This window comes from Luteococcus japonicus, from assembly GCF_003752415.1.
Taxonomy (GTDB): Bacteria; Actinomycetota; Actinomycetes; order Propionibacteriales; family Propionibacteriaceae; genus Luteococcus; species Luteococcus japonicus.
The window spans coordinates 366,168-384,573 of record NZ_RKHG01000001.1 but is presented as its reverse complement, the minus strand read 5'-3'; the positions used below and the strand labels follow the sequence as shown (position 1 = coordinate 384,573).

Genomic DNA, 18,406 nt, shown 5'->3' with positions numbered 1-18,406 from the left:
GCTCAGGCCAGGGGACCGTAGTCCCGGGCCCCGAAGATGGCGGTGCCCACGCGTACACACGTGGACCCGTGGGCGATCGCCAGCTCCAGGTCACCCGACATGCCCATGCTGAGTTCGTCCCAGGACGAACCGAGGGCCTGCGCGTCGCGGAGCCTGCGCTGCAGCTCCAGCATCCGCTCGAAGCAGGCCGCCACCTGGGGCTCGTCGCCCTTGATGGCGACGGTCATCAGACCGCGCACGTCCAGGGCGTCGCACGCCGTCAGCTCGTCCACCAGGCCCGGAACCTCCTCGGGAGCGATGCCGGACTTCTGCTCCTCACCCGAGGAATTGACCTGGATCAGCACCGGGAGCCGCTTGCCCAGCGGCTGGAGGCGCTTGTCCAGGGCCACGGCGATCTTGGCCGAGTCAAGGCACTGGAACTCGCTGGCCAGCTCGGCCACCTGCTTTGCCTTGTTCGTCTGCAGGTGCCCGATGACACTGAAGCCGAAGCCATCGTCCTCGCTCAGTTCTGCAGACTTGGCGACCAGTTCCTGCACCTTGTTCTCGCCGAACAGCGTGTAGCCGTGGGAGGCAACCTCGCGCAGTGCGTCCATCGGGTGGGTCTTGCTGACCGGGAGCAGGCTCACCGTTGACGGGTCACGGTCGGCCGCGGAGCAGGCGGCCGCGATGCGGGCCTCGACGGAGGCAAGGTTCTGGGCGATGTCACTGGGCATGGATCCAATCAATCACTGGACCGGGCCAGCACGCCAGCCGGCACCGAGGCTCAGGGCCAGCGGGCACCCAAGGAGATCACACCCAAGGAGGCCAGGACGGCGAAGAGCAGGGCAAGGCCCGCGTACTTGTCGGTGACCTCGGTGTAGACCTTCTCGTAGCCGACGCTCTGGGCGATCGTCTTGTAGACGGCCTCCAGTTCGTCCTTGCTGGCGGCGGCGAACTTCTTGCCCCCCGAAGCCCGGGCGACGGCCGACAGTTCCGCATGGTTCACCGGCACCGGTTGGCGCTGGCCGCCCTCCATCACATAGCCCGTCGAGGTGCCGTAGGCGATCGTGTAGACCGGCACGTTCTGCGCGCGCGACTGCTCCGCCGCGGCCAGTGAGGAACGCCCGATGTTGGTGGCGCCGTCGGAGAGCAGCACGATGGCGGCGGGCGCGGTCTCCTTGGGATGGTCCTTGTCCGGTGGCACCAGCTTCAGCGCATCGAGCGAGGTGTAGATGCCGTCGCCGATGGCCGTCGACGGGGCCACCTCCAGGTTCTCGATCGCCCGGTCCACCGCACCGCGGTCCGTCGTGGGTGGCACCACGATCTGGGTGGTCGCGGCAAAGGTGACCAGGGCCACGTTGAAGCGTTCCGGGAGCTCCTTTGTGAAGGCCTGTGCCGCGGTCTGGGCCGCGGCGAGCCGGTTGGGCTGGACGTCGCTGGCCACCATGGACCGCGACACGTCGATGGCGATCACGACGGTGGCCCGGTCCCGCGGCACATTCGTGTAGGCCTTCGGCATGGCCCAGGCCACCACCAGGGAGGTCAGGGAGGCGAGGGCCAGCAGCACGGCCCCGTGGCGCTTCCATGACGCGTCCTTGGGAATCACCAGGTCCAGACGGGTCCGGCGCCGCCCCGGCTGGGGACGGAAACGTCCGTTCAGCAGCAGGTACAGCAGGCCGATGGCCGGAACCAGCATGAGGAGCCAGAGCCGGTGGGGACGCATGAACTGCGTCAGGAGCAGGACATCGTGCATCACGGCCACCTCGCTGCCATCGAGACCGCGCCCAGCGCGGCCACCGTCGCGAAGGCCAGGGCGTAGAGGGCGTACTGGGCGGTGCGCTCCTTGCGCACCTCCTCGTAGCCGACCTGGCTCTTGACGTCCTTGTAGACGTCCTTGAGTTCCCCGGCGCTGTCCGCGCTCCAGGACTTGCCACCCGTGGCCTGGGAGACCTGCTGCAGCAGCTTGGGGTCCGGTGGCACGCGTTCCCGCTTGCCGTCGAGGTCCACGTAGCCGGTCTGCTTGCCATAGGCGATCGTGTAGACGGGCACCTTCTGGCTCTTGGCCTTGGCCGCTGCTCCCGCCACGTCGGCGCCGGTGGTGTTGGTGCCGTCGGAGAGCATCACCACGAGTCCCGGTGCGGGCTTCTTGTCATTGCCGAGCGGGGCCTGCTTGATGGCCGACAGGCTGGACTCGATGGCATCGCCGATCGCCGTACCGTCCTGCAGCTGGATGCCGTCGATGGCGCGCAGCGTGGCGGCACGGTCGATGCTGGGCGGCATCCGCACCGACGAGCTGCCGCTCAGGGAGACGACGGCCACGTTGAAGCCGTCGGGCAGCGTGTTGATGAAGTCCTTCGCCTCCGTCTTGGCGGCATCCAGCCGGTTGGGCTTCACGTCGGTGGCCATCATGGACTGCGACGAGTCGATCACCACGACGACGGTGGCGCGCTCCCGCGGCACGCGCTCGAGGCCCATCGGACGGGCCCAGGCCATGCTGAGCGCGACCAACGAGCACAGGCTCATCGCGACGGCCAGATGCCTACGCCACTGGGACTGCTTGGGCAGGATGGCGCCCAGGACTGCCGTGTTGGTGTAGCGGATGCCGGTGCGGCCCTTGAGCCGCAGTGCCAGGAAGTAGGCGATCACCAGCAGCGGCAGGAGCGCGAGGGTCCACAGCCGGCCCGGGTTCTTGAACTCGGGCCAGCTGAGAAGAAGGGTCACCAGCTGGGGGCTCACTTGCTCACCCCCTGGGGCGGCTGGTGCAGCATCGAGGCGGTGCGGCGGTAGGCCAGCACGAAGCGGGCGATGTCCTCCACCCAGTCGCGGTCCGTGCGGAGCTGGATGTGCCCGACGCCGGCGCGCCGCATGGCGATCCTGATCCGTTCCCGCTGGGCCGCGGAGGCGGCATCCATCCGGGTGCGGGCCGCGGGATCCGAGGTGTTCACGTAGCGGGCGAAGTCCGTTTCCGGATCCTTGATCAACATCTCACCGACATCCGGGAAGTTGACCTCATGGCTGTCCACCACCTCGATGCACAGCACCTGGTTGCGCACGGCCAGACGGCGCAGGGCACGTTCCCACTCGGGTTCCACGTTGGGGTCCAGCTCTGAATCCCCGGGTGTGAGGAAGTCACTGACCACCACGCGCATGCCGCGCCGACGCTGGGTGCGCACCATCTGCTCGATGCCGTGGGCCAGGGTCATCGAACCGGGCGCGTGGTCCGGGACGATCGGCTCGTCGAGCATCTTGCGCAGCAGGCCGTACAGGGCGGTGCGGCCGCTGCTGGGCGGCAGCCGCTTGATGGAGTCCTGCCGCATGATCATGCCACCGAAGCGGTCCCCCATCCTCTGGGATAGGAAACCGATGGTGGCGATCGCGGCGATGCCAAGGTCTCGTTTGGTGACGCCCTCGGTGCCCCAGTTCATCGACGGGGTGACGTCCAGGAGCGACCAGACCTCCAGTTCACGGTCGGCGATGGTGTCGCGGACGTGGGGCACGGTGGTGCGAGCAGTCACGGCCCAGTCCATCTTGCGCACGTCGTCCTGACCCGGCTGGTAGACGCGCGCGTCGTTGACGTCGGAGCCCGGCCCGGGGAGCAGGCCGAGGTGATCGCCGTGCAGGAAGCCCTCCAGACGTCGCACCACGGTCAGCTCCAGCCGACGCAGTGCTGCCTCCGGTGCCAGCCTGCTGAGCGGCAGCGTGGCGCCCGTCGGGGGCGTCAGCACACTGCCGGCGGCTCCGATGTCCGGCCGTCCTGCGGGATTCTGGGTCATGGATCAGTTCTGCGGGTTGTACGGGTTGGCGGGGGGCGGGAAGTTGGGGCCCTCGACGGGCTCGGCCGACGGGGCGAGGTTCCCTGCCGAGGGGGCCGGGCTTCCTGCCGCCGGGGCGTCGCTTGCGGCCTCTGGCGCGGGCAGCTGGACGGTGGCCTCCGGGTGCACGGAGTGCTGCCCGTGCTGCTCGGCCCTGGTCTTGTCATTCCACACCGGGGTGGGCGGCGGGACCATGGCCAGGATGCGCTCGACGACCTGGGCGGGAGAGATGTTGTCCGCCACCGCATCGAAGCCGAGCACCAGACGGTGGCACATGACGTCGGATGCGACTGCCTGCACGTCCGTGGGCAGCACGTAGTCCCGCCCGTGGATCAGGGCCAGGGCTCGTGCAGCGGCCACCAGACCCAATGTCGCGCGCGGCGAGCAACCGATCTGGATCACATTGGTCAGGTCCGGCATGCCGAAGTCGGCGGGCGTGCGGGTGGCCAGCACGAGCCGCACGATGTACTCGGCCACCAGGTTGTGCACGAAGACATTGCTGGCCATGTCCTGCAACTGCCGGGTCTTCTCCGGATCCAGCACATTCGTCGGCTCCGGCGGCGTGACCGACATCCGGCGCAGGATCTCGAACTCCTCATTCCCACGCGGGTAGGGCACGTCGACCTTGAGCAGGAAGCGGTCACGCTGCGCCTCGGGCAGCGGGTAGACGCCCTCGGACTCCACCGGGTTCTGGGTGGCGATCACGATGAAGGGCTTGGGCGCCGGGTAGGTGTGCCCCGCGATGGACACCTGCTTCTCGGCCATCAGCTCGAGCATCGCGGACTGCACCTTGGCGGGCGCGCGGTTGATCTCGTCGGCCAGCACGAAGTTGACGAAGACCGGGCCCAGCTCGATGTCGAAGGATTCCTTCGACGCGGAGTAGATGCGCGTGCCGACGATGTCCGAGGGGACCAGGTCAGGGGTGAACTGCACGCGCGCGAAGTCACCGCCGACGACGGTGGCGAAGGAACGCACGGCGAGGGTCTTGGCCACGCCGGGCACGCCCTCCAGCAGGATGTGGCCCTTGGCCAGCAGGCCGACCATCAGCTGTTCGACCATGTGTTCCTGACCGACGATCACCCGCTGTACCTGGGCGATGGCCTCCCCGAGCAGCTGGGCTGCGTCCTCATTGGTCATCGTCGCGCTGGGGCGTTCATCGGGGGTGCTGCTCACGTGATGTCTCCTGGCTGTGCGGGCTCGTCTGGGCACGTGCTTGTCACGATACCGTGCGGCCTCAAGCATTGCCGTGACCCAGCTTGGCGCGATGTGGTGAGATGGACAGCGATGTCCGAGCAGAATCCTCACCCTGAGCAGCCCGTGCCTGGCGCGCCGGCTCCCCTCGCCGCGCCGCTGCTGCCTTCCGACCCTCCCCGGATCGGGGGATTCTGGCTCGATGCCCGCCTGGTTGCGGGACCGCCCGGGGTCGCCTACCTGGCACACGGCGTGGACGGACAGGGGGCCCACCGACAGGTGCTGCTGGTGATGCTGGCCCACGGTGCCGCCCAGGATGCGGCGTGTCGTGAACGCCTCGCCGGTGAGGTCAACAAGCTGCACATCGACACCGTGGTGGCCCGTGGTGGCCAGGGTCAGGACCAGGGACGCCTGGCGCACCGCTTCTTGCCGGAGGCCGACGCCCCGGTGGAGCCCGGGCAGCAAGCCCTCGCGCCGTGGGTGGCACTGGCCTATGACGGCTCCGAGGCGGCCGTCGCGGAGGCGGAGCGCCTGCTGCGCAGCGTCGACCTGTCAACCACCAGCCTGCTGGGCACGCCCAGCGGTCCCGACTACCAGCTGCACTGGATCCATGACTCGGCGCCGGCCGGGTGGCGGGCATGGCCTCTGCCGTGGCCGGGCCGCACGGACCGAGCCGGCTGGATCTCCATGCTGGTCAGTTGGCTGCTGATGATCCTGCTGTCAGCGCTGGCTCTGCTCATCGCGGTGCTCCTCTTCCAGAACACCCCGCCCGCTCCCCCACCACCACCGATTCCGACGACGCCTCCGCCTAGCTCGCAGACGCCGCCGCCATCGCAGTCCCCGCAGTCGGGCTCGCCCAGTGGTTCCCCCTCGCAGTCCGGCTCGGGTTCCTCGTCGCCGAGTAAGGCCAGCCCGTCGCAGGGCAGTGGTTCCCCGTCCCAGAGCGGCAGCCCCAGCTCCGGTCAGCCGACCAGCCCCAGCGGCAACCCGTCGATGGAGTCCCCGATGCCCTCGGGCAGCGCCTCTGGGGATGCCGGCAGCCCGACGCCGAACAAGAGGTTGTGATGTTGCCCTCGCTGGTTGCCTCGGACCTGGACGGCACCTTCCTGGACACCGGCAAGCGGGTCAGCGAACGCAATGCCGCGGCTGTGCATCGGCTCAAGGAGTTGGGCATTCCCTTCGTCGTCGCCACCGGGCGGCCGGCCAGATGGCTGCAGTGCCTTGAACCGATCTGCGACACGCACCCCTATGTGTTGGCCAGCAATGGTGCCGTGGTCTTCGACCTGGCCGAACACCGGATCCTCGAGTCCTTTCCTGTCCCACGCGAGGTCTGCCTCGATGTTGCTGCCCGGATGCGGGAACGCTGTCCCGACGTGAGTTTCGGCGTCGAGTACGGTATCGGGTGGGGGCGTGAGCCGGAGTCTCCCCTGCGCGGGGACATGGTGGAGGCAGACCACATTGGTCGCCTGGCCGAGATCACCGAGGGGCGGCCCTTCGTGAAACTGCTGGTGGTCTCCCGAGAGATGGACAGTGATCGGCTGGCCGAGCGCCTGATGGACCTGTGCGACGGCCTGCTCACCTGCACCTGGTCCATGGGTGGTCCGCTTGGCCTGCTGGAGGTCTCCGCACCCGGCGTGACCAAGGCCTCCACCTTGGCCCGGCTGTGCGACGAACTCGGCGTGGACATCTCGCGGGCCGTGGCCTTCGGGGACATGCCCAATGACCTCGAGATGCTCCGTGAGGTCGGGTCCGGCTACGCGATGGCCGACGCCCACCCACTCCTGGTCAACGCCGGTTTGCCCCGGGCCGGGAGTCACGACGAATCCGGAGTCGCCCAGGTGCTGGAACGACTGCTCACCAGCTGATGGTGATCTCCAGCTCGGACTTCTTGCCCGGCTCCACCTCGACCTCGATTTCGAGATCCACCATGGCCGGCACTGCCACTGACAGCTCACGGTCCCCGTGGTTGACCCGGACCTCGTTGTGCCGCGAGAGGTCATCGGCCAGTTGCCGCAACTTCACGGCCGCCTGTTCGCGCGTCATGGTCTGCTCGGACTCGTGCTCGTGCAGCTCATCTCCCATGACACCACCTCACGCCATGGCAGGGGCAAAGGCAAGCATTGGTGGACGCAATGGAGCACTACGGGAACAGGCGACAGCGGGTCGAACGGCTGGTTTCCGCGTGGAATCAAGGGTCCGCCGACGTGGCGGAGCCTGCTAACGAGCCTGATGACCCGCTGATCGCGGCCGCCGCAGAGCCAAGGAGACGCACTCGAACACGGCTGACTGAGGAGGAAGTGAACGTTATGCGAACAGCCCGCGCCAACGGCGCCAGCGTCACCACGCTGGCGAAGAAGTTCGGCGTGCATCGTGCCACCGTCTGGACAAAGACCCGCGGGGCTGACAATCGAGGCAACCGGTGAACTCATCTCACAGACGCGCACGCTGCCACCCCGCCTCTGTCGCTCCTGACCGATATCCTTGAAACTCCTAGGGCGGTACAAGCCCGCATACGAGGGGGGTGTCACGATGCGTGTTGAGTCTGCCAAGATCAGCAACTTTCGTTGCGTGATTGACAGCGGTCAGTTTGAGGTGGAGCCCGAAAAGACAATCCTTGTCGGCATCAACGAGGCGGGGAAGACCGCTCTGCTGAAGGCTCTACAGCACGCTAGTCCCACCGACGACACCGCCGCCATCGACTGGCTCTTCGACGCGCCGGCGTCCATGGTTGACGACATCCGTCGGAAGAACCTTGACCCGGGAACGCAGGCCGTAGCCCGTGTCGTCATGCGACCGGAGCCGAAGGACCTAACCGGCCTGAGTCTGCCGGAAGGCTCCGACGAGATCCGGCTCGTCATGACCGCCTGGATGAACAAGAAGCGGACCTACTCGGTGACAGGGCTTCCCGCGGCGCCGACCGTAGGGGACGTCGAGAAGTCGATCCTCCGCCTCACAGGCGCGATGAACAAGCAATCCGACGAGGAGGCGAAGCAAGCCGCCAAGGCAATATCGGATTGGAAAGACGCACAAGCCTCAGATACCGCGATCAGTGGTGAGGTAGCCGCTGAACTGAAGATGCATCTCGATGCCGCCTTGCCTTTATTCGCAGAGGGGTCTGCTGCCGAAACTCACTGGGATGCGCTGAGCGCCACGCTCAAGGGTGCTCTTGCGCTCGACAAGATCGGCAAGCACCTAGCGGATCGCATGCCCCCTTTCGTCTACTACTCCTCGTACTTCGCGGTCCGCCCGCGCATCCACCTCAATCGGCTGGCCGAACGTGAGGCGTCTGGCGAGATCGACTTGGACTACGACTTCGGAAACCTGCAACTGCTCAAGTTCCTCGGATTCACCGCCAAGGAACTCTCCGACATGGCATCCGAAGCACCCGAGAAGGGGCACAACTACGACAACGATGTCAACGTCCAGAATCAATATAAGAAAGAGTTGGCCGCTCACGAACGTCGCGTCACCGAGCGAAAGCGGGCACTCCAGACTGCGGGAGCGCGCCTCACAGAGGAAATTCAGAGAGTCTGGAACGACGACAGACTAACCATTCGTTTGGATGTAGACGGCCAGTACCTCCAGACCTTGGTCGAAGATGAACTCGGTATTCCCGTCGAGTTGGATCAGCGGAGCGAGGGTTTCCGCTGGCTCGTCTCATTCTTCGTCGTCTTCCATGCACAGGCCAAGGACGATCTGAAGGACGCGATCCTCCTTCTCGATGAGCCCGGCCTGAGTCTCCATGCCTTGAAGCAGCAGGAGTTCCGCAAGACCGTGTCGCGGCTCGCTGAGGGAAACCAGATCCTCTACACAACCCACTCCCCCTTCATGGTCGGCTCGGACGAACTTGACCTAGTTCGCATAGTCGAAATGACCGACAGGAAGACAGGAACGAAAGTCCACACTCGCCTCGCCGTCGATGATCCGAAGTCGATCTATCCCCTCCAGGCGGCACTGGGCTACGATCTCGCGCAGAGCATGTTCACACACCAGAAGAATCTGGTGGTCGAAGGCGTGACAGACCTGCTCTACATCGAAGCCTTGAACGCGGCATTCGGTGCGCAAGACGGCGCTACGCTGGACGACGGCATGGCGCTCGTGCCGGCGGGTAGCGCCAGCAAGGTCGTCTACTACAGCACGATTCTTACCAGCCAGGACTTGAGAGTTGCCGCGTTGCTGGACTCGGACGCCGCCGGCGACAAGGCCGCGGACCAGGAAGCCCTCTGGCAACTCCTTACCAGCAAGCGCATCCTCCGAACCGGCGATCACGTCACCGGGGTTCAGCGTGCCGAGATTGAAGACCTCCTTCGAGTCAGCCTCGGCCTCGTCGCGCGAGACGAGTGCGGATGGGACAGCGTCTCTACGATCGCAGCACACTCGCAGCGGCCGATCATGGAGATTCTGGCCGACGAACACACCGAAGTATCGAAGTGGAAGCTTGCTCGCGCTTTCGTCCGATGGCTCGCTACCAACGGTGCTGACGCATTGACCGCCGATGAGCAGGAGTCCTGGGCGTCGCTCGTCGCAGCTGCGAACAAGTCACTCGCATAGGCGAGTGACTCCTGCAACGACCTATGAGATCAGACGCCTACTAGCTCAGCTCGATCTGACAAAGAAGTGGGTGCCATACGAAACGGCCCGCAAGCGTGGCATCAGCGTCGCCACTTTGACGAAGCAGTTCGGCGTTCACCGTGGCACCGCCTGGACGAAGGCTCGTGTTAGCCCTTGAGGCGAGATGCGTACTCATGATCCTGGTGGCTGACAAAGCGCTGCGGATCATTGCTCGCGATCTCGCCAACTGCGTTGCCGAACTTGTTCACACGATCTGCCAAGTAGGTGGAGAGTGAGTCGGCGGACACGACGTCGATGTTGAACTGTCCGTCGACCTTCGCCGACTTGATCTCACGGGTCACAGCCGCCCATGGGACCTCCACTGCTTCAACATTCTCGCTCGTGACGTCAACCACGAACACTGGTGCAGAGGTGACGACCACGGGGTAATAGAAGTCGATGCTTGCCCATTCCTGACCTGGCCGGTGCATGACGTAGGAGGTCCTGTTCGCCTGTGAACGAAAGTACGTCAACGCCTTCGCCAGCGGATAGACCAATGACGTGAAGATTCCCCGGTTGTCCGCTATCCAGGTCTGCTTACGGTCGAGGCGGGTTAGCTGAGTCCCGAGGAAACCGCCCTCCCACGGATTTCCTGGCAACTTGTCGATCCCAAGATACTCACGAGCACGCGTGCTGTGAAGCTGTGCTCGACCATCCCCAAGTTCTGTCCGCCCAGTCTCGATGGTCGGGAACCGGAAGTGTTGTTCCTTTCGATCCCGATCCACCTCGTAGGGGCTCGCTGGGCCGCCTACCACTACGTAAGGCATCGAACTCTGCTTACACTCAGCGAGTACCCGAAGGCTGACGCTGAACGACAACTCATCGTTGCGATAGAGCTGTCGATAGCCATGAACGTCGATCTCGCGTGACACAGTCGCGTCGTCTGGATCAGGAAACGCCTTGCCCTGCATCACGTGGAATCCACCGGCGCCCAAAGCGCGAGCGGTATCCTGCTCCAAGAGCCACCCAGCGTCGCGCAGGGCGGCCACAACTTCATCCGACGTAGGCAAGGTCATCCTACGATCAACCATGACTACTCCGGTTCCATCCCAGTTTGACGGCTACCTTACTCATTCGTATGGCCCGAGGAAGCGTTCACCGTTGTAGTGGATCATGTGCGTGGGATGGTCGGCGCACCAGACTTCTGATTCCCAGGCGATCTTGTCAACGTACTTGCGGAACTCGGCTCGGTCGGGGAAACAGGAGACGTAGACGAGACCTGCTGTTGAGTCTGCGAAGAGGTCAGCAAGTTCGGCTTGTCTCTTGGAGTCGACTGGGCCGTGAGAGCTGGCTGCTTCGAGGAGGACGAGCCAGTTGCGGTCTAGTAGGTAGATGACGAGGTCGGGCATCTTGCCGTGCTCGTCGACCTTTACGTTGAGCGACGCGAGGGTATCGCGTTCGAAGAGCGCCCACTTGTCGCCTGCGTCGCCGATGTAGAGGACCTGTCCACCGGGGGTGAAGCGCGGGCAGAAGTCCTCGACCATCGCCTTGAGAAGGACGTTCTGGCCGCCCGGCGTAAGGGTGAAGACCGATCCATCGGGGAGGGTGAGCGGGATGCGATCCATCTCGCGCGCCGCCGCGTACCGGGCCTTGAGGCCCGGTAGCTCAGCGAGGTACCGATCGACAGCGGGCGGCCACGCGTCGGTGTCGTAGGTGCGCAGAACGTCCAGCGCTTCGGCTGTGACTTGGTAGTTCCACTTTGGCGAGTTGACTGGGCGTTGCGGCTGGTCGGGGTTCTGCACCACGAGCTGTGCCTCCACAAACTGATGCAGCGTGAACCGCCGAACCGTCTCACGGGTGTTCGGCGCGTAGTCCTTGCCGTACTCGTCGCGGATGAAGTCCATGATCGCGCGCGTGCCAAGCATCGGGTTGGCAGCTTCGGTCCAGGACTCGGAGGGTGTGAGTTTCAGGAGCGCCAGCAGCACGAGCGCTGATCGCTCGTTGCTGCGCTCGGCATCCATGCCGAGCGTTTCAAGAATGATCCGAGCATCCTCCGCGCGCTCATGCGCGGCGTCGTTCAGCTCGTTCATGCGGCGATCAGCTCCTTGACCAGGGAGTCAACCTCCAGCTGGGACGCGACGGAGTTGCGTCCCAGGTCGCGCAGTGTGTCGGCGGTGGGGAACCGGAGGGTTCGAAGGTCGGTGGCATTGACCTGTGTGTGACCGGAGAAGGTGCGGAAGAACTTGTCGATGACCGACGAGTTGAGCCAGACGGCGATTCCTTTGGCAAGGTCCTCGTCTATGCCGTGCCCGGCGATGTGGAAGACGTTGAGGTGGTTCTCGAACGCCACCTCACCGGGGTTGTCCAGTGGCGACCAGACCGAAGCAACGATTCGTCGGCGTTCTTCCTTCGCGCTGAACCGCTTGACGATCGCATACCAGCCCTCCGGCAGGAGCATCCCACGATCCTTCTCGTCGGCCGGATGGAACCACTGCGGCTTGCGAATCTCTCTCGGCCACACCACGCCGCCGTATCGAAGATTGCCCGGATAGACCAGCGGTACGGCGTCCGGCTGCTCGACGGAACTCAGCGCGTGACGGGAACGGAAATCCACCACGCGGCCCGTGGAAACCTGCACACCGAGATCGGTCAGGGAACACGGCTGCGAAAGCACAACCTCGGCGACAGCCGTGTCGTCGGCGTCGGTCGCAAGGCGGATGAATCGGTTGGGGTCATTGGGGAAGACCACCTGCTCGTACGCGACTGCACGGGTTGAGACATCGTCGGTGTGGTCACGGCTGACGGAAAGCTCGACAACACCCGGGGTCGCGCCGCGCGTTCCAGCGAAGATCACGTTCTCTTGAAGGACGCCGGTGTCGGCGAACACCGTGGAGCGGGAATCGAAAACGTGCACTCGATCGAGAGCGATCGAGTCAAGCAGGTGGGCACGAAACGCGCCGAAGTACGGGCCGTTGAAGAACGAGCGGGGAGTGATCGCCACCACCTGCCCACCTTCCCGAAGTGCCGCCACGGACAGGGAGAGGAAGGCGGCGTACAGGTTCGGCGCATCGACACCGGCGGCACGCATGGCAGTCCGATGCGCGCTCGACACCGCCAACTTCCCGTACGGAGGGTTCTCGATCACGAGATCGAACTGGCCGTCGAGGTGGAGTGAAGCATCCAGGCCGACGGAGTCGAGAATGAAGTCCGCTTCGACTGCCTTGGCGTGGACTCGGCCACCACCCGCTTGCTCACATGCCGTCAGCGTTGCCCGGAGGCTTGGCAGGACGAGAGGGTCGCGCTCAACCGCGACGATCTCAATCGACAGCTCTGCCTGTTCTGTGAGGGCGCGGCTGACGAGCGCTGCGGCAAGCACACCTGAGCCTGCACCAGGGTCGAGCACACGCAACGTCCCGCTCTCGGGCAGGCGGGGAATTGAAGCGATCAACTGCGCGGCGACTGCGGGCGTGAAGAACTGCCCAAGCTCGCTCTGCGTGCGCGAATCAAGCCCACCGAGGGCGGCGACACGCTCGCTCTCGGCGACACTCAGCAGGTCCGCCATCAACACTCTCCCATCGTATCCGGGGCCACCGACACGCCACGGGGAACACGCAGGCCCGGCGAGCAGTCCTACGACTGATCGCTGCCCATGCGGTCTTCGAGGGCTTCGTACAGGCTCCTTGCGTGTTGGCGGAGCCGCTCGAACCTCGGTTGGTCCGGGTCGTACTCCTTGCGGCTGCGATCTTGCACTAGGACGGCGAGCGTCCAGATCACCCGAATCATCGCGTCGTCATCGGCCAGTACCGACTTGATGCAGTCGATTCGCGGGTGTGGCACATCGACACGGCGCTCTCTGACTTCGGTGACAACGCGCTCCACGACCTGGACCTTGACTGCTCCGTCGCGGTGGGCGCGGCGGTCTTCGTACGCGGCCTTGCGGCAGGCTGGCGAGCAGTAGATCCGGGGCCTGCCCGTCGGCTTCACATCCCTGAGCTTGCTGCGGCAGCGCGCGCACCTCGTGGGCAGCTCCACAATGCGTCCGACTCGGGTCGTGCGGTCAAGACGCCGTTGCCTGGCCTTGTGTAGTTCACGGATGCGTGCCGCTTCGTGTGGGCGAAGCTCGCTGAGGAGGACGATCAGGCGCTGCTCCATCGCCCGTTGCCCAGGCCTCTCGAGCTCGTCGCTCTCGACGGCGAAGAACCGGTCGAGTACCTGGCTGTTCAGTGTGGGGATCGCGATCGTGGCTTCGAGGAGTTCGGCTTCGTCGCCGGATTCGAGGGCGGCAAGCCATCGCTGGTAGCGGGCATCGAACTCCGCCTCGTCGGAGTCGTAGCGTTTGAGAGCCATGTTCTACGATACGTCGGTTTCGTCACCGACGTAAGTGGCAAATCCTCGATGTGCAAGAGGCGTGTCCTCTCTGTGAGGAACGATCGTGAAGCACGATTTCGTGCATCGTGCGGACAGGCGTGCACCTGTCCTTCATGGCTGGCGAGACGAGAAATCTGCGGCTGCGGGTGACGCGGCGGGATGAGCCTGACCTGGGCAAGCTCATCCAGTGGGTACTCGGGATCGCCGAGGTGCGGCACCGGGCGTGGGTCGCTGGCGAGCCCGACCCCTACGGGCTCCGGCTGCCCGACGATCTCGCCGAGTCACCTCCAGCCCTTCGGTTTGTCAGGGGTGCGCGAGAGAATCGAGAGCAAGCACCAATCCCGCAAGGAGACCCGCCATGAGCACCGCGATCGTCAATCCCGCCAGCATCGAGACGAAGGCACCGGTATTGCTCGCGGTGTCCTACCTGCGTGTCTCGACCCGCGAGCAGGCCGAGCGCGGCGGCACCGACGAAGGCTTCTCGATCCCCGCGCAGCGCGAGGCCAACGCGCGGAAGGCCGCTGAACTGGGCGCACGGGTCGTGCGCGAGTTCATCGACGCTGGAGAGTCGGCGCGGTCGGCGGATCGTGACGGGCTCAAGGAGATGCTCGCATTCATCACCGCAACCCGGGTGACGTTCTGCCTCGTGCACAAGCTCGACCGGCTCGCACGCAACCGCGCCGACGACGTGGCGATCCACCAAGCACTTCTCTCTGCGGGGGTGACGCTCGTGTCGGCTACCGAATCGATCGACCAAACCCCGTCGGGGATGCTGGTGCACGGCATCATGTCATCCATCGCGGAGTTCTACAGCCGTAACCTCGCCACCGAAGTCACCAAGGGCCTCACGCAGAAGCTCGCGCAGGGCGGCACACCCATGCGCGCACCGGTCGGCTACCTCAACGTCCGCCGCACCGACGAGGCTGGCCGCGAAGTCAGGACGGTCGAGGTCGATCCCGAGCGAGCACCACTCGTTCGGTGGGCGTTCGAGACCTACGCCAAGGGCGAGACCTCGGTCACCGGCCTGTTGGGTGACCTCACTGCACGCGGTCTGACGACGGTGCCGTCGCCGAAGCGGCCGTCGAAGCCGTTGGGGAAGAACACGCTCTACAAGCTGCTCACCAACCCGTACTACGCAGGCGTCATCCGCTACAAAGGAGCCGTGCATCCCGGCGCGCACGAGCCGCTGATCGAGCCCGCGCTGTTCGACCAGGTGCAATCGCTACTCAAGGCGCGCAACGCCAAGATGACGCGGCACGTCCAGCACGCACACCACCTGAAAGGTCTACTGCACTGCGGGTCGTGCGGGTCGCGGATGCTGCTGGACTTCGCCACTAACCCGCGCGGCACCACCTACGCCTACTTCATCTGCTCCGGCCGCGCCGCCAAGAGAACCACCTGCACCCGTCGAGCCGTACCCGTCCAGGTCGCCGAACGGCTCGTCGAAGACTCCTACAGGGACATCACGATCAGCGAGGACGACTACCGACACCTCGCCGCCGAAGTCGATGCCGCGTTCGATGAGCAGAGCACTGGCCGGGATCAGGAGTTCGCCGACCTCACCACCAACCGGGCACGTCTCGAAGCAGAGAGCGACAAGCTGCTGGCCGCGCACTTCGCCGACGCCATCGACCTGCCCACGCTGAAGCGGCACCAAGACCGCCTCCGCGCGGGCCTCGCCGACATCGAGCAACGCCTCAGCGAGCACGACGAGCACCATTCCGGGGCACGGGCGTTCCTTCATGACTCCCTACGGCTCCTCACCGACGCCCACCACGCCTACGCGCACTCCGACGACGGGAACCGAAGACTCGCGAACCAGGCCTTCTACACGCGACTGGAGATCACCGAGGACGAGCAACTACGCCCACGCCTCGCGGAACCGTTCAAGACGATCATCACCGAGATACGCGGGCCCACCGGAGGCAAGAACGCCAAACGGGAACACTCCACATCTACTGATGTCGCGTGTTCCCGTAAGGCACTTTGGGTGGGGCGTGCGGGGCTCGAACCCGCGACCCAGGGATTATGAGTCCCCTGCTCTAACCGGCTGAGCTAACGCCCCCTGCCGCCGACTGACCCCAGAACACTAGCGCGAATCCTCACTTGTTGACGGCAGCGCGGCCAGCAGGTCCTCCATCCAGGAGGCCACTCCTTCCGGCCCGCCACACAAGACGTCTGCCTGGCGCGCGACCACAGGCTGCTCCGCCGAACCGGCCACCACGCGGATTCCCACAATTCCCTGCGCGGACAGGGATTCGACGGCCTCGAAGGCCGCCAGGTCCCCCAGGTCATCACCCATCATCACCACGACGCGTGGCCTGAAGCGCTCCACCAGTGTCCGGATGGCATCGCCCTTGTTGACCGACGAACTGCGCAGCTCCACCACATTGCGGCCCGGCTCCAGCACCAGCCCATGCCTGTTCGCCACCTCGGCAAGAGGGGCCTGCAACCAGGACAGGCATGCTGCAGGGTCGGCGGCCCGGCGGGTGTGGACGCCGATGGCGCGGCCCTTGTCCTCCAGATGGGCGCCCGCGCAGAAGTCCGGAAGTCTAGGGTCGGCCAGGAGGTCCGCCAGCTCGGCGAGCGCCTCCCGCACGGACTGCGGGGCTTCGGGCACACGGACCTCACCGGTCGAGGCATCCCACTCCTCCAGCCCGTACTGGCCGAGAAGGACCAGCGACTCGAAGCCCTCGAGCTGTTCGAAGCCTCCCAGGCGACGCGCCACCTCGGCCTCGCGCCCGGTGACCACGGCCACCTTCCCCACGCGACGGGCCAGCCCCGCGAAGGCCTCGCCGGAGCGCGGGTCCAGCCGTGAGTCCTCGGGGTTGGGGACGATGGGTGCCAGCGTGCCGTCGAAGTCGCTGACCAGCAGCGTCCCGTCGGGATCGGCTGCCACGGTCCCCAGTGCCTGCGCCCCGGCTGGTGTGATGGCCCGCCAGGTGCCCTGGGCTGGGATCTCGAGCGTTTCGTGATGGCTCATGCCCCAACCCTGCCATGTCCGGACGGCACGTCCCACCCCGCACGGTGAGGGTGTACGAACTCGGTTTCGATAGTCTCGGGGTATCGAACTTCGTCGTAGAAGGAAGAGACACATGCCAGAGCAGTCCAGCACCCCCATCCGAGCCGACTTCCTGGTGGTGGCCAACCGCCTCCCCGTGGACCGCAAGACCGGGCCTGACGGGGAACCGGTCTGGCGCACCTCCCCCGGAGGTCTGGTGACGGCCCTGGAACCGGTCATGAAGCGCAAGGGCGGCGCCTGGATCGGGTGGCATGGCGCCCCGGACGAGACCATCGATGGCTTCGAGCACGAGGGATACCGGATCGTCCCCGTGCCACTGTCCACCCAGGACGTGGAGGAGTTCTACGAGGGCTTCAGCAATGCCACCCTGTGGCCCCTCTACCACGACGTGGTGGCTCCCCCGAAGTTCCACCGCGAGTGGTGGGACACCTACCGCGACGTCAACCGTCGCTTCGCCCAGGCCGCTGCCGAGGTGGCTGCGGATGGTGCGACGGTGTGGGTGCAGGACTACCAGCTGCACCTGGCGCCCGCGATGCTACGCGAACTGCGGCCAGACCTGCGGATCGGCTTCTTCCTGCACATCCCCTTCCCGCCGCAGGAGCTCTTCCAGCAGCTCCCCTGGCGTCGCCAGCTCATCGAGGGGCTCCTGGGCGCCGACCTGATCGGCTTCCAGCTGCCCGGTGGAGCGGCCAACTTCATCCGGCTCGCCAAGCGCCTGTCCGGGGTCAAGGCGAGCCGGGACACCATCATCGCCCCGGACGGCCGCACGGTCCTGGCCAGGGCATACCCCATCTCCATCGACGCCGACGGCTTCAAGGCGCTGGCCGATGACCCCGAGGTCAAGGCCGAGGCGGCCAAGCTGCGCGAGGACCTTGGAAATCCGAAGACCATATTCCTGGGCGTCGACCGGCTCGACTACACCAAGGGACTACGACAGCGGATCCGTGCCTTCGGCGAGCTCTTCCGTGACGGCCAACTGGACCCGAACGAGACCGTCTTCCTGCAGGTCGCGACCCCGTCGCGGGAACGCGTCGAGGAATACCGCAAGCTGCGCGACGACATTGACCTGTTGGTGGGCAGGATCAACTCCCAGGTGGGTGAGATCGGCAATCCCGCAATCGTCTACCGGCATGAGTCATACCCCCGCACCTCCATGGCCGCGATGTACTCCATCGCCGACGTGATGGTGGTCACCCCGCTGCGTGACGGGATGAACCTGGTGGCCAAGGAATACGTCGCGTGTCACGAGAGCGATGATGCCGCCCTGGTGCTGAGCGAGTTCGCGGGCGCTGCCAAGGAGCTCAAGCAGGCCTACCACTGCAATCCGCACGACCTGAACGGGATGAAGGAGACCATCCTGCGCGCCACGACGGACTCCCGGGCTGCGCGCTCACGCCGGATGCGCGCCCTGCGCCATCAGGTCTTCGCGCACCAGATCGACGACTGGGCCAACGACTTCCTGCGCGATCTGGGAGCCTGAACC

Annotated in this window: 17 protein-coding genes and 1 tRNA gene; 6 read left to right on the top strand and 12 right to left on the bottom strand. The window is 65.6% G+C overall.

From position 1 onward, the window contains the following. Positions 1 to 2: 2 nt before the first annotated feature. Genes EDD41_RS01780 through EDD41_RS01760 form a run of 5 tightly spaced genes read right to left on the bottom strand, consistent with a single transcriptional unit; the run spans position 3 to position 4,928 of the window. Positions 3 to 713, bottom strand: a complete 711-nt coding sequence (locus EDD41_RS01780) for a YggS family pyridoxal phosphate-dependent enzyme (protein ID WP_094765332.1) — start codon at positions 711 to 713, stop codon at positions 3 to 5. A 50-nt stretch (positions 714 to 763) separates the two neighbouring features. Further along, on the bottom strand, positions 764 to 1,732 hold the full coding sequence (locus EDD41_RS01775; protein WP_094765397.1) for a VWA domain-containing protein: 969 nt from the start codon (positions 1,730 to 1,732) through the stop codon (positions 764 to 766). Then, complete coding sequence (locus EDD41_RS01770; RefSeq protein WP_094765398.1) at positions 1,732 to 2,703, bottom strand: VWA domain-containing protein; 972 nt, start codon at positions 2,701 to 2,703, stop codon at positions 1,732 to 1,734. Before EDD41_RS01770 ends, EDD41_RS01775 begins: the two co-directional genes overlap by 1 nt. A gap of 8 nt (positions 2,704 to 2,711) precedes the next feature. Next, positions 2,712 to 3,752 (bottom strand): DUF58 domain-containing protein, encoded by a 1,041-nt coding sequence (locus EDD41_RS01765; RefSeq protein WP_123574761.1) that lies wholly within the window; start codon positions 3,750 to 3,752, stop codon positions 2,712 to 2,714. 3 nt (positions 3,753 to 3,755) lie between these two features. Further along, a complete protein-coding gene (locus EDD41_RS01760) occupies positions 3,756 to 4,928 on the bottom strand; it encodes an AAA family ATPase (RefSeq protein ID WP_245995708.1) in 1,173 nt (390 codons plus the stop codon). Between the two features lie 147 nt (positions 4,929 to 5,075). On the opposite strand from EDD41_RS01760, the gene EDD41_RS01755 reads away from it, so the two are divergent. Together EDD41_RS01755 and EDD41_RS01750 are read left to right on the top strand one after the other, a co-directional pair. Further along, a complete protein-coding gene (locus EDD41_RS01755) occupies positions 5,076 to 6,047 on the top strand; it encodes a hypothetical protein (protein ID WP_123574759.1) in 972 nt (323 codons plus the stop codon). Next, a complete protein-coding gene (locus EDD41_RS01750) occupies positions 6,047 to 6,847 on the top strand; it encodes an HAD family hydrolase (protein ID WP_123574758.1) in 801 nt (266 codons plus the stop codon). Before EDD41_RS01755 ends, EDD41_RS01750 begins: the two co-directional genes overlap by 1 nt. Here the strand turns inward: EDD41_RS01750 and EDD41_RS01745 are convergent. Further along, positions 6,837 to 7,064, bottom strand: a complete 228-nt coding sequence (locus EDD41_RS01745; protein WP_094765337.1) for an amphi-Trp domain-containing protein — start codon at positions 7,062 to 7,064, stop codon at positions 6,837 to 6,839. The genes EDD41_RS01750 and EDD41_RS01745 overlap by 11 nt on opposite strands. A 215-nt stretch (positions 7,065 to 7,279) precedes the next feature. Here EDD41_RS01745 and EDD41_RS17710 point away from each other — a divergent pair, with 215 nt between their 5' ends. Together EDD41_RS17710 and EDD41_RS01740 are read left to right on the top strand one after the other, a co-directional pair. Beyond that, entirely contained in the window at positions 7,280 to 7,405 is a 126-nt protein-coding gene (locus EDD41_RS17710; RefSeq protein ID WP_281273074.1) for a hypothetical protein, read from the top strand. A 145-nt stretch (positions 7,406 to 7,550) separates the two neighbouring features. Next, entirely contained in the window at positions 7,551 to 9,533 is a 1,983-nt protein-coding gene (locus tag EDD41_RS01740; RefSeq protein ID WP_170165195.1) for an ATP-dependent nuclease, read from the top strand. Between the two features lie 167 nt (positions 9,534 to 9,700). Here the strand turns inward: EDD41_RS01740 and EDD41_RS01735 are convergent, their stop codons facing one another. From EDD41_RS01735 to EDD41_RS01720, 4 genes are all read right to left on the bottom strand, one after another. Continuing rightward, positions 9,701 to 10,609: a hypothetical protein gene (locus EDD41_RS01735; RefSeq protein WP_148060439.1), complete on the bottom strand. Its 909-nt coding sequence runs from the start codon at positions 10,607 to 10,609 to the stop codon at positions 9,701 to 9,703. Between the two features lie 54 nt (positions 10,610 to 10,663). Continuing rightward, a complete protein-coding gene (locus tag EDD41_RS01730; protein ID WP_123574755.1) occupies positions 10,664 to 11,623 on the bottom strand; it encodes a BsuBI/PstI family type II restriction endonuclease in 960 nt (319 codons plus the stop codon). Continuing rightward, positions 11,620 to 13,095, bottom strand: a complete 1,476-nt coding sequence (locus tag EDD41_RS01725; protein WP_211336552.1) for an Eco57I restriction-modification methylase domain-containing protein — start codon at positions 13,093 to 13,095, stop codon at positions 11,620 to 11,622. The genes EDD41_RS01730 and EDD41_RS01725 overlap by 4 nt, the downstream gene beginning before the upstream one ends. Before the next feature lie 68 nt (positions 13,096 to 13,163). Beyond that, positions 13,164 to 13,880: a hypothetical protein gene (locus EDD41_RS01720; RefSeq protein ID WP_123574753.1), complete on the bottom strand. Its 717-nt coding sequence runs from the start codon at positions 13,878 to 13,880 to the stop codon at positions 13,164 to 13,166. Positions 13,881 to 14,259: 379 nt separating this feature from the next. Between EDD41_RS01720 and EDD41_RS18045 the strand changes: the two genes are divergently transcribed. Continuing rightward, positions 14,260 to 15,933: a recombinase family protein gene (locus EDD41_RS18045; RefSeq protein WP_123576789.1), complete on the top strand. Its 1,674-nt coding sequence runs from the start codon at positions 14,260 to 14,262 to the stop codon at positions 15,931 to 15,933. Here EDD41_RS18045 and EDD41_RS01710 read toward each other — a convergent pair. Then, positions 15,893 to 15,966, bottom strand: a tRNA-Ile gene (locus EDD41_RS01710). The two genes, EDD41_RS18045 and EDD41_RS01710, sit on opposite strands and share 41 nt — an antisense overlap. Before the next feature lie 24 nt (positions 15,967 to 15,990). Continuing rightward, positions 15,991 to 16,884, bottom strand: a complete 894-nt coding sequence (otsB, locus tag EDD41_RS01705) for a trehalose-phosphatase (RefSeq protein ID WP_094765338.1) — start codon at positions 16,882 to 16,884, stop codon at positions 15,991 to 15,993. A 112-nt stretch (positions 16,885 to 16,996) separates the two neighbouring features. On the opposite strand from otsB, the gene EDD41_RS01700 reads away from it, so the two are divergent. Continuing rightward, entirely contained in the window at positions 16,997 to 18,403 is a 1,407-nt protein-coding gene (locus tag EDD41_RS01700) for an alpha,alpha-trehalose-phosphate synthase (UDP-forming) (RefSeq protein WP_123574752.1), read from the top strand. Positions 18,404 to 18,406 lie beyond the last annotated feature (3 nt).